Source organism: Paenibacillus sp. J22P51, from assembly GCF_059692215.1.
Genome location: NZ_JCAUAZ010000030.1, coordinates 1 through 11,857, shown reverse-complemented (window position 1 = coordinate 11,857; position 11,857 = coordinate 1). Strand labels below are relative to the sequence as shown.

10 protein-coding genes are annotated in these 11,857 nt (G+C 46.0%); 1 reads left to right on the top strand and 9 read right to left on the bottom strand.

Annotation, left to right across the window (positions count from 1 at the left end; all coding sequences use genetic code 11):
• Positions 1-406: 406 nt before the first annotated feature.
• The 5 genes from AC58QC_RS30225 to kdgD form a co-directional block, all read right to left on the bottom strand.
• The gene (locus AC58QC_RS30225; protein ID WP_497418664.1) at positions 407-1,186 is read right to left on the bottom strand and encodes a metallophosphoesterase; all 780 of its coding nucleotides are present in this window, start codon (positions 1,184-1,186) and stop codon (positions 407-409) included.
• A gap of 159 nt (positions 1,187-1,345) precedes the next feature.
• On the bottom strand, positions 1,346-1,690 hold the full coding sequence (locus AC58QC_RS30220; RefSeq protein ID WP_497418663.1) for an ArsR/SmtB family transcription factor: 345 nt from the start codon (positions 1,688-1,690) through the stop codon (positions 1,346-1,348).
• Positions 1,691-1,820: 130 nt separating this feature from the next.
• On the bottom strand, positions 1,821-3,278 hold the full coding sequence (gene gucD, locus AC58QC_RS30215; RefSeq protein WP_497418662.1) for an alpha-ketoglutaric semialdehyde dehydrogenase GucD: 1,458 nt from the start codon (positions 3,276-3,278) through the stop codon (positions 1,821-1,823).
• 1 nt (position 3,279) lies between these two features.
• Positions 3,280-4,281 carry a mannonate dehydratase gene (locus AC58QC_RS30210; protein WP_497418661.1) on the bottom strand — a complete coding sequence of 334 codons (1,002 nt, stop codon included), beginning with the start codon at positions 4,279-4,281 and terminating at the stop codon, positions 3,280-3,282.
• A gap of 12 nt (positions 4,282-4,293) precedes the next feature.
• Complete coding sequence (gene kdgD, locus AC58QC_RS30205) at positions 4,294-5,220, bottom strand: 5-dehydro-4-deoxyglucarate dehydratase (RefSeq protein WP_497418660.1); 927 nt, start codon at positions 5,218-5,220, stop codon at positions 4,294-4,296.
• A gap of 146 nt (positions 5,221-5,366) precedes the next feature.
• Between kdgD and AC58QC_RS30200 the strand changes: the two genes are divergently transcribed.
• Positions 5,367-6,353, top strand: a complete 987-nt coding sequence (locus AC58QC_RS30200; RefSeq protein ID WP_497418659.1) for a helix-turn-helix domain-containing protein — start codon at positions 5,367-5,369, stop codon at positions 6,351-6,353.
• Between the two features lie 307 nt (positions 6,354-6,660).
• On the opposite strand, the gene AC58QC_RS30195 is transcribed toward AC58QC_RS30200, so the two are convergent.
• From AC58QC_RS30195 to AC58QC_RS30180, 4 genes are all read right to left on the bottom strand, one after another.
• On the bottom strand, positions 6,661-7,224 hold the full coding sequence (locus AC58QC_RS30195) for a GNAT family N-acetyltransferase (protein WP_497418658.1): 564 nt from the start codon (positions 7,222-7,224) through the stop codon (positions 6,661-6,663).
• Positions 7,225-7,240: 16 nt separating this feature from the next.
• Positions 7,241-7,699 (bottom strand): SRPBCC family protein, encoded by a 459-nt coding sequence (locus tag AC58QC_RS30190; protein WP_497418657.1) that lies wholly within the window; start codon positions 7,697-7,699, stop codon positions 7,241-7,243.
• A 144-nt stretch (positions 7,700-7,843) separates the two neighbouring features.
• Positions 7,844-8,194, bottom strand: a complete 351-nt coding sequence (locus AC58QC_RS30185) for a zinc ribbon domain-containing protein (protein ID WP_497418656.1) — start codon at positions 8,192-8,194, stop codon at positions 7,844-7,846.
• A gap of 193 nt (positions 8,195-8,387) precedes the next feature.
• Entirely contained in the window at positions 8,388-11,237 is a 2,850-nt protein-coding gene (locus AC58QC_RS30180) for a CBM96 family carbohydrate-binding protein (protein WP_497418655.1), read from the bottom strand.
• Positions 11,238-11,857 lie beyond the last annotated feature (620 nt).

Here is an 11,857-nt window from a genome sequence, read left to right as displayed (position 1 = left end):
TTAAATTCATCATTGTACCTTTGCCGTTGTTCACCCATGTGAACACCTCCTCGTTACGTCTATTATCTTAAATCTGTTAACGAGGTGTCCACTTATAATTCTAGTTGCAAAAAGGGCGTTAACGCTTCGTTTCCGCGCGATTTCTCGCTCGCGCTGTGCACTTAACGCCCGAAAAGGGCGTTAACGCTTCGTTTCCGCGCGCTTTCTCGCTCGCGCGGGGCACTTAACGCCCGAAAAGGGCGTTAACGCTTCGTTTCCGCGTGGCTCTTCACTCGCGCCTGACTGTTAACCAATTCGGTAACCAGGAATCATTTCCTTTTTTCTCCAAAATCAGGCCATAGAATCTGTCCAAACAGCAAAAAAGACCACCGCAAAACGCCGCGACGGCCTTACTCCTCCTGCTTAACTACACACCAATTTTAAAAACAGCAATCTCCGGTGAACAAGCCACTCGAATCGGAATCCGTGAAGTGCCTAGTCCTCGGTGGATATAAAAGTGTCTACGTTTATCTAATCGTTTAAGTCCGATGTGATAGTCTTTGAAGGCACCAATCGTATGCCCCATCAGCCTAACTTGGCCCCCGTGCGTATGTCCGACGAGCAGTAAGTCAAACGGAATTAGGCTTAGGTGCGTCGATTTGATAATACTCGGGGAGTGCGCAAGTATGATGACAGCATCATATTTTTGAAATTCATCAGCAGGTAAAGTCAGGCGTTCCTTCCCATTAATCGAATTATCAAATCCGTAGATCAGCCACTTCTTATCACCCATTTCGATCGGGAACCCGCAGTTGGATAAGACAGCTATATGGGAATCCTGAATGATCTGAATAATTTCATTATAATCCTTCTCATCTGAGACATAACGCTCATGATTCCCCGGAACAAAAAATAAATGAGAGCAGTTTATTCGGCGAATTTCCTTTAAGACCTGCTCTATCTGCCCCTTCGTTGATGCCAGATCACCTGTGATCATCACAAGATCAGGGTTGACTTTATTCACCATTTCACTCAATGAACCATTGATGAAATGGCTTTGCCCGTGCAGATCCGATATCTGGACCACTGTGAAGTTCTTCTTCACTGGATCGCCAATCTGAATATGTGAGTATTTGACCCAGAAGGTGCTATATACAATAAATAGTGCTCCTAGCACAAGTAGAACGAGTACACCGATGATCACCATATCACAAAATTAACCTCCGCTTACTAATTACCTCATGAAGAACTTACCTGCCAATATACATCTTTTTCTAAGTAAATTCCACTTTCACGAAAAAGCAGCTTGAATTATCCATAGAAATAAGAAAAACCGCGCTAAGCACGGTTCTCATCATAAAAGCGTTTATTCGTTTTCGTCTTCATCGAGCTCCTCTTGCAGCAATAGTCGCAGCCGCGCCACGTTATCATTCCAGAATTTGCTGTAGAAGGCTACCCAATCCTGGATTTCCCTTAATGGAGCAGCCTGCAAACGAAAGCGTGTTTCACGGCCAACTTTGCGATCGATGATAAGTCCAGCCTCTTTCAGAATTGTCAAATGCTTAGAAACCGCCGTTCGCCCCATTTCAAAATGCAGCGTGATCTCGTGGAGAGGTAATTCCTCTGCCTCGGCTAAAAGTTGAAGAAGCTTTCGCCGAGACGGATCAGCTACCGCATCATATACATCTCGTACTGGATTCTTCTCGTTCACAATCACCTCTCCCGACTCTACACACTATAATGGGGCACCTATTGGTGTCTTATCATTATGCGATGCAACTAGATGCCGTGTCAAGTTACTGCAAAAGCAAAAGCCAGTTGCATCTGCAACTGGACCTCTTTTATGATTTAATAAACACTGTTTTGATATCCGTGTAGAATTCAATAGCTGCCTGCCCTTGTTCCCGTGAGCCAGAACTCGACAGTTTCATGCCGCCAAATGGTGCCTGCAGCTCCACGCCAGCGCTCTCGGCATTGATACGCACAAGCCCTGCGTCGATATCATGTATGAAGGAAAGCATTTTCGAGAAATCACGCGTAAAAATGGATGCGCTGAGCCCAAATTTCACGTCGTTGGCAATTCGAACGGCTTCCTCAAATGTATCCACTTTAATTAAGGCAAGTACAGGTCCGAAAATCTCTTCCTGCGCGATCGTCATCGAGCTTGAAATATGCTCAAATACTGTTGGCTCAATGAAAAAGCCTGCCTCTAAGCCCTGCCCTTGCGCTTTTCCCCCGCCGCAAAGCAATGTGCCGCCTTCTTCTATACCTTTGGCAATGTAGGATAGTACGGTATGATACTGCTTCTCGCTTGCGCACGGCCCCATCCACGTAGACACATCCATCCCTGGACCCACGCGGATCTCCTTAATCCGTTGAAGCAGCTTCAATTTGAATGCTTCGTACACATCGCTTTGCACGATTACGCGGCTTGTAGCGGTACATTTCTGACCGGTTGAGCGTAATCCGCCACTAATAGTTGCTTCGACAGCAAGGTCGAGATCCGCATCATTAACTACGATGATCGGGTTTTTGCCGCCCATCTCCAGCTGATATTTCGCTCCTTTAGCGAGTGCGCTTTGACCGACACCTTTTCCAACACGATCCGATCCCGTAAAAGTAATGCCCTGAATATCTGGATGATTCGCAATCGCTTGACCAATTACATCGCCTTGGCCTGTTACCATATTCACAACGCCGGCAGGAATTCCTGCTTCTTGAAAGCATTCCATGACTAGTGCAGCTGTTACTGCGGCTTCCTGCGCGGGCTTGAATACAACGGTGTTTCCGAAAATTAAGGCTGGAGCTATTTTCCAAATCGGAATGGCAACAGGGAAGTTCCACGGCGTAATCACGCCAACAACACCTAATGGCACGCGTGTCGTGAACATTAAGGCAGCGCTGTCCGTTGATGGAATTACGTCCCCCGTCTTCCGCATACCCTCGCCTGCATAATAACGCAGAATAGCGATGCCTCGTGCGGTTTCACCTTTGGCCTCAGGGAACGTTTTACCCATTTCACGTGTCATCATTTCCGCAATTTCATCCAATCGGCGCTCTAACTTATCAGCAACCTTGTACAATAAATCACCGCGAACTGAGCCTGATAATTTACGCCAACCCAGCTTCGCTGCTTGCGCTGCGGCAACCGCTTCGTCCAAATCCGCTATGGATGATTTTTGCACATAACCCACGATTTCATGCTTATTAGCTGGGTTAATACTTTCCTCAACTTCCCCGCTTGATGCTGCATGCCACCCACCTTTTATGTAATTTAGATACGTTTTAATCTCAGTCATGTTAGTCTCTCCCGCCTCTAAACTCAGTTAATGCGGCCAATAACGCCTTTACGTAGCCAATAGCATAAGCCCAACCAACCCAATTCATCTTGGTTTCTGCACTTCGATGTGGCGCGCGATCCATTTCGAGCGAGGTAATGTGATCTGGATTAATACAACCGTTAAAACCTACCTTATGTAGCTCCAGCAGGATTTTAGCCATATTCATATGCCCATCATCCAGCATCGCCTCTTCAAATGCACCAGCCGTCGCCAGACTGCCCCGGATATTGCGGAAATGTACAAGAAAGATTTTATCCTTACGGCCATACTGATAAATTTCATCAAGCACAAGCGGCGTTCCACCAGCTTCTCCACGTGTGCCGACACAATAGACTAGACCAACATTTCTGCTAGGGAAGCTATCAAGCACCCGATTCAATCCAAGTCCACCGAATGGCGTATTATGATAAGGCGTATCGGAAGGATGCACAGCTAATTTCATATCATACTCTTCTGCAATCGGAACCAGCTTACCGAAAACCAAATCGAAGCGCTTCCACCATGCGTTCAATTGCTCCACCGTGGGAGGTTGTTTGTCCAGATTACGTTTCAAAGACTCCCCTCGAACGAGCGCGCCGCCTCGGTGTACAGCTGTATATTCTTCCGCCATGTAGGGAAATACATCTCCAGCAAAACGCTGACGAACTAGCGTTATCCCCGCTTCCCCGAAGGTTTTGATCGCATTGCTGACGTTGTCCAACTGGACTTCAGAGCCTGGCTCCTCCAGCATGAAGCTAGTCGACATGTCGGGAAGCGTTACCCGATTAATTTCCATTCCATGGGAGCGAACTCTGCGTTTTAATTGCAAAAGTTTATCCAGATCCGGAAATCCTTGCTCACGAACACCTGGGAAGGAACCTCCCTGCGTAAAATCTATACAATCAACCCCAAGCTGACACATTTGTCTCAAATCGCTATCGGATAATTCACATGTGGGAACTTGAATGGATACCTTCATCATGACATTTTCCTCCTAACCGTTATTGGCTATCGCGACCAGGTCTAAACTTCGTTTAATAATGGATTCCAACCGTACATAATGCTCACGTTCCACTTGAACTAGCGGTGTTCGAACTTCGAGACCTATCGGTAATCCTACAATGTTCATGCCCGCTTTAATCAGTGACACTGCATACCCTTTACGCAATTGACGGATACGGTGGATCGGTAAAATCACTTCTTGATAGATGGAATTGACCATCGCCTTATCTCCAGCAAGCAAGCTTGTATAAAAAGTTCTCGATACCTGCGGAATATAATTGGAAATTGCCGATGAGTAAGATAGATAACCCAGAGCCGAATAAGCTGGCATAGTTAGTTCAGCAAGTGGCATCCCATTCATCCATTGTAACCTTGAACCGAGGGATTGTACGAATTCAATATTCAGCTCGAAATTGCCTAACCCATCCTTAAATCCAATGACATTAGGTAATGTAGTCAGCTTTTCCAAAGTGCTTAAGGTAAAAATCGCGTTATCACGCTGATAAATAATGACGGGTAAGCCTGTGCTCTGCGCAAGCGTCCGATAATAGTTAAACAATCCTTCCTGCTCAGGTATGATCAAATAAGGCGGCAGCAGCAAAAGTCCATCTGCACCAAGCTTCTCGGCAAGCTGGGCACGTTCCACCGCTTCTCTGATATTGCCGCCTGCTCCTGCAAAAACAGGCACTTTGCCCGCAGCAGTCGCTACGCCAACAGAAACTAATTGCTCATATTCCTTGATATCCAAGGATTGGTATTCACCTGAACCCGCGCAAACGAAGACAGAATCCAACCCATTTTCCAATAAAAATCGGACATTTGCTTGAAATGCTTTCTCATCCAACTGTTCATTACTATCATACGGCGTTACCGGAAAGCCCATAATTCCTGCGAGTGAAATGTTCACATCTTTCCCCACTGTTAACAGCCCCTTTGCAAATTCTACATGCCTATGAAAGTAATTATAAAAAATGAAGGCGTTTACGTCTTTATAAAAACAGGCCGCTTTTTTTCAAAAAATCCATGATATAATAGTTTTCAGTCTACTTGAGAGGAGCCCCCTGCGTGCTGAGTCCTACCGTTTATTCGCGAAGCAACCTGTATCTCAACCAAAATCTGGTTCAGCTGCAAGGTGCCTCCGCCTCCATCTTTGTTCATTACTGGGGTGCAAAGCCGCAGCACAAGGGCAATCGTCCGCATACCCATTCCTTTTTTGAAATATGTTATGTCGTCGAAGGAGAAGGCCATTACTTTCACGATGGCGTCACTTATCCTCTCCGGCCAGGGACCCTGTATTGCTCGAAGCCCGAGAGCCGTCACTCCATTCAGAGCGAAGAAGGCATGCTTCTGTTATTTTTTGCGCTTGAACCGGTGGCAACCGAATCTAGCGATGCTTTTATGCAGGATTTTAGCCAGCTATGCGCATATCCGCATCTCTTCATTCCGAATGCTGAGCGCACAGCCCCCATGCTCATTTGGCAAGCACTTCTCATCCAAGCTTCCGAGTCGGGAGATCGCTACAAGGAAACAGTCGAGCATTTAGCTTATACGCTTGTCATGAGCTGTATTGCATTGTTTCTGCAGCACTGCCGTTCAGGTGAGACTGCTTCATCTACCACTGATTTGGAATTACAGGGCACACTTAAGAAGGTCAAAGGCTATATTCAGGACCATCTTTCTCATAAAATGGCACTAAGTGATGTGGCGCAGAGCCTCCATCTATCGGAACGACAGCTCTCCCGTCTGATTTCTGATGAGTTAGGACAATCTTTCCCTTCCATCGTCAAAACGGAGAGAATCAAAAGAGCCGCCTACTTACTAGGCTACACGGATATCCCGTTAAAACAAATCGCTGAAGATACCGGATTCGAAAGCATCCACTACTTTACCCAGGTTTTTACCAGGGAAATGGGAACGCCACCCAGTCACTTCCGCAAAAATTGTTTGAACTCCGAAACTGTCGATGCGTGGATTCATAAGTATTTGGCGCAGGTTGCAACGCGGTATCAGAAGAATAGGTTGTTGCAGACTAGTGAGGAAAGCATCACATAATAACCAGTAACCGCCGTCACTCCAGCACAAGACTGGGTAATTGAAATAACTGGAAAAAATTCAAACTAATATTTAGCTAATCACCCGTTTAAAGTGATTAACTGGAAAAACTCCAGCTATTTTCAGCTATTTGGTCGCATTCCGCGAAATAGGTGAAATTTAACTGGAGTTTTTCCATCTAAATGGTAAATCGCGCCATATCAAACAGTTTTAACTGTACTTTTTCCATCTATTCGCTGATTCCCCTGAGATGAGGGCCGGTGTAACAGCTTGCCGCCGAAATAGGAGCATATAAGCAGATTACACGTTAGTTTTGGAGCGAAGAAGCCTCCATCCCCAAATTCCGAAGCACCATATGAATATGGTCCTCCCATACGCCATGAATTTTCAAATATTTGATCGCCAAGCCTTCCTCATAGAAGCCAAGCTTCTGAACAACCTTCATCGAGGCCTGATTGCGAGGCATAATATTCGCTTCAATCCGATGCAGCTGCAACTCATCAAACGCATAAGCAATAACCGCTTCGAGTCCTTCTGTCATCAGTCCTCGATTGATCAGCTCGCCATCCATACGATAGCCCAGATGACACGATTGGAATGCGCCGCGCACGATATTATTGAGCGCAATGGAACCGATAATGCGGTCATCGTATAGTATCCATACTTTGAACAGGTGACCGTCCTCGAACAGCTTCCTTTCTATCTCCAACAATTCTGCCTGAAAGTTTGCTGTATAAAACGTCTCATCCCTCACCATTTCCCATGGCTCTAGAAAGTTGCGATTGCGACGAAAGAAATCCACAACCAAATCACAATGTGAGGAGTCTAGTTGAACTAATGACAAGCGATTCGTCTGTCGTATGACTTTCATGAATGTACTCCTTAAGCTATTGAATATTTGCGTAGGGAGCCTTGTCCGCTACAAGATTCAAGCGAATCCCATGCTCGAGATAGGCTTTCAATCCACATAAAACAATTGTAAAACCTTCTGTTGAATCAAGCGCTTGCTTCACAATTTCATCCGCACTACCGCTAAAACTTGTGTTCGTGATGGTCACGAATGTTTCGTTATCAGCTTGTGAAGTAAACGACCACTCGACTAAAGTACCCCAATCCACAAGAATACGCTTATTTAGCTCGATTTCTTTGACCTCAACCTCTGCAGTTGCCCCATACATAGCCCAGTTCCATTGCACGCGAGTTCCAGCCTCAAGTCTTCCGCTACCGTGGGTGAACCAGAATTTCGACGTGATTTCCGGATTGATAAAAGCTTCAAATACCTCCTGGACTGGTCTTCTAATCAGCATTTCTACTTTCACTACTGGATCTTGGTTTAGCTCAGCCATCGTCCATGCCTCCATTTATCTACTTGCTTGTTTCTAACAATCTTAGCATAAGTGGAGGCTCAACCAGAAACTTAAACAAAACAAAAACAGCTTTCACAGAATCATTCTCTGCGAAAACTGCTTGATAACGACCGAGCCAACTACTTATACAAAATGGTGACCACAGGACGAGCAGAACTTGGTGTCAGCTACAACCACTTTACCGCATACGCATTCTTTCTCATTCCGAACCTCTGTAATTTTCTGTTCAATATCACCAATTTCTTGGTTGATTTGAGCTATGCCTTGGCAATAGTCCTTCACATTAGCTTCCACCTGCGTGTAGTCTCCGGAAAGATACGAAGTATAGACCGATTCCCCGATTAGTTTGTAAATTTTATCAATTTCTCTTTCTTTCAATGAAATTTGAGTTTTATATTTTGTAATCTCTACCGTTTGTTGCGCTTTTTTCGCCGCTTCCGATGCACCTTGCTTTACTTTATCAAAAAAAGACATGCCCCTTCCACTCCCCGGCCCTTAATATATTCGCTTCCTAACGAATCATATGCGAAAATGTCGGAAAGTAATACTATTCAAGAAGCCTGATCAGGCTATTTGCAAAATAGATATATAGCGAAGGCTCACGACTCGCTTTTGAAAAGCAAAAACCAGCACCGTTAGGCTGCTGGTTTTCGTTCAACTCAGCTGATTATTGAATAACCAGCTGTGGCTTGTTTGACGCATTTTCGCTCGTATTCAGCGTCGTGTATTTCCCTGCACTCTCTTGCAGCTCGATGGAGACTACCTTATCCCCAGCAGCTTGAGCTTGCACATACGACGTAATGTCAATTTCATAGTAAGCATTCGTTGCATTCATCGCGATGCTTCCAGCTGCGCTGCCGATCGCTGGCTTGTTACTCCAGGTGATCGTTCCTTCCGCCCAGCTATCCGTTGTTTGATAAGCCGTCACAGTTGTTGCGGCTGACGCACTGCCGTAAATGCGCAGCTTCGCACTCGCAACACTGGTTATGCTGCTCAAGTCGAACTTCAAGTAAATATAGCGGTTAGATCCAGAGGATGTTTTCAGGAACATTGTGGTATCGTTACCATAGTTGGTCGTCGCATTGCTTTCATGTACATAGGAATCATCCGTCGGATTCAATGTAGCTGATGAACTACCGGCTAGCGTCGTCGCACTTGCTGTATTGCTCGCTGCAGAGGCGTTGCCCGCCGCATCCTTCGCCCTCACATAGTAGCTGTACGCCGTGCTCGCTGCTAAGCCAGTATCCGTTGTTGAGGTACCTGTAACCGTCTTCAGGAACGTACCGCCACGGTACACATCGTATCCGGTTACGCCAACGTTATCCGTGGATGCCGTCCAGCTCAAATTAATTTGCGAGCTGGATGCTGCTGTTGCTGTCATACCCGCTGGCACTGTTGGCGCTTGTGTATCCGTCGCGGCCAGCGTCGTTGCGCTCGCCGTATTGCTTGCTGCTGAAGCATTGCCTGCTGCATCCTTCGCCCTCACATAGTAGCTGTACGCCGTGCTCGCTGCTAATCCTGTATCCGTTGTTGATGTACCTGTTACTGTCTTCAAGAACGTTCCGCCACGGTACACATCGTATCCAGTTACGCCAACGTTATCCGTAGATGCCGTCCAGCTTAAATTAATTTGGGAGCTGGATGCTGCTGTTGCTGTCATACCCGCTGGCACTGTTGGCGCTAGCGTATCGGGCCCTCCGGTACATGAATTCGTTGCAGTTCCGCTGCCTAGTAAGGAGTTGCCTGTAAAGCTCAAACAAGCATAAACACCCTTATTCGGAGCTTGGGAGAAATCAACGGTTTCATTTTGACCCCATGTACTAATAAATGTCCCAGTTGGCTTCTGCAAGTGTGTCCACTGCGTGCCATCCCATCCGATTTGGTAGATGGTATTCGTATTATTGTAAGGAACGAATGGTACATAAGCTCCACCCTTAGTCGTTTGCTTCGTCATCGTATTGTTGAAGAATACGTTCTGCTCACCCGTACCGCCAGACCATTTGGATGCATGCGGGCCTGCGCCATACCAGATTGGATACCATGTACCCTCCAGCATATCCTGGCCGCCTTCACCTTCACCCCACGAGCTATGCTCAAAAGGGATGCTGATTGTATTTTGCTCAATCAAATTATGACGCTCCCAGCCTCCATGTAAGTTCATGTCAGCACTAAGTGCATTGCCCTGAATCACGTTGCCAGTTGCCGACCACTGCAAAGTTAAGTGACGAACACGATCAATCGTGTTATTTGTGATTTTGGAATCGTATAATTTGGAACCACGAACGTAACCGTGACCGCCTTTTCCTTTATTCCAAGCACCATAAATAATGTTATTGGTAATCTCCATATTTTTGGCAAATTCCGTGACGATGGGATGGGAGCCTGTCATGTAGGTTCGAATTCCTTTGACCCAACCGTCCTGTGCAAATTTGAACAAAATGCCATGAACCGCATACTCCAGCGCTTCATTCTTGTATTTGAGTCCCACTCCGCCAGGATTCGTTACAGCGTCGTAATCATTTGCATTAATGAGTCCATTGTAAGGTGTATAAGAAATATCTTGGGTAAAATAAAAGTCTTCAAAGCCTACGCCTTTCACAGCCGTAACCTTCATGACTTTACTGTAATACGTTGAATTCGAACCGCCTGGATCTGCTGGAAGCTGTCCGCTATTGCTAAATGGAATATCAAACTCAAGAGGCTTATCAATTGTGATATTGTCACCACTGACACTCACGACCTTGAACATTTGTGTACGCATGTGACCGTTGTAGCGATACTCTTGTGGCGCTTGCATTTGATCATAAAAAGCTACCGTATTAGCGGCCCCCACATAGACGGTATCGCCAGCAGCAAATTGTGAACCTTTACCTGAGGCTACTTTCACAAGCGTACTGCCCTTGGTGCCGCCGCCTGCGGATGCAACCCTCTCGCCTGTTAACCAGTGGAAGTTAATGCTTCCTTCATAAGTCGTATCTCCCGGGTCTTTGGCGCGATCTTCCACACGGAAGGCTGCATATCCTGGCCACATTTTGCCGTCAATGAGTGGTGCGCCTGGGTTAGCCGGATCTTCGGAATATGTTGCTGCCGGCTTGAACACGATCTTCGTTCCTGTTGTCGGGTTATTCCCTGCACCACGAATCGTGATATAGCTGGCATCTACACGAATTTGCTTATTGAGATCAATTTGTCCCGCAGGAAATTTCAGAATCGCTCGGTTGGTGTCGCTTACAATTGCACCATTAACTGTCAACGTACCGCTGCGAATATCATTAATGACTTGCTGTAATGCATTCGAGTCGTCAATGCCGTCATTGGCTGTAATACCTTTCGTTGTTAGATCAATCTGCGTTCCAGTTGTCGGCAGCGCCTGTCCGCCTTTGTATCCCGCTGATGTCCAGTTCGGTAACGATGGATCAACCGCTGCTACCGCTGGCGTGAGTCCGATGGTTGCTGAGACTAGCACAGAGGCGAGTGTTGAATGGAGTAGCAGCTTGCTTGGCTTTGATATTCGCATGCTTGAATTCCTCCTATAGTGGCCGTTTCTATACAACGTAAAATTGAAATCATTATGTCTTCGAACGATCTATGTAACCTTTCAAATTCCCTCCTTTACTCAATAAGCGTTTACTCTTATTTATTCTTCGACTATATCAAGCGTAGCATTTTTGTAAGCGCTGTTATAGTCGTTTGTTGCTTAATTCTTGCACGCTATTGCTATGTTTTAACTTGGATTGTTCTTAACTGCATAATAAAAAAAGGCTCTACCTTCCATCTGGAAGATTGCCTTTTCTACACTACTCCTATTGCCACTCTCGACACGCGTAACTCGATTTTTCCGACTTACACTACTCCTATTGCCACTCTCGACACGCGTAACTCGATTTTTTCGACTTACACTACTCCTATTGCCATTCTCGACACGCGTAAGTCGTTTTTTTCGACTTACACTACTCCTATTTCCATTCTCGACACGCGTAACTCGATTTTTTCGACTTACACTACTCCTATTGCCACTTTCGCCACGCGTAACTCGATTTTTTCGACTTACACTACTCCTATTGCCACTCTCGCCACGCGTAACTCGATTTTTTCGACTTACACTACTCCTATTGCCACTCTCGCCATGCGTAACTC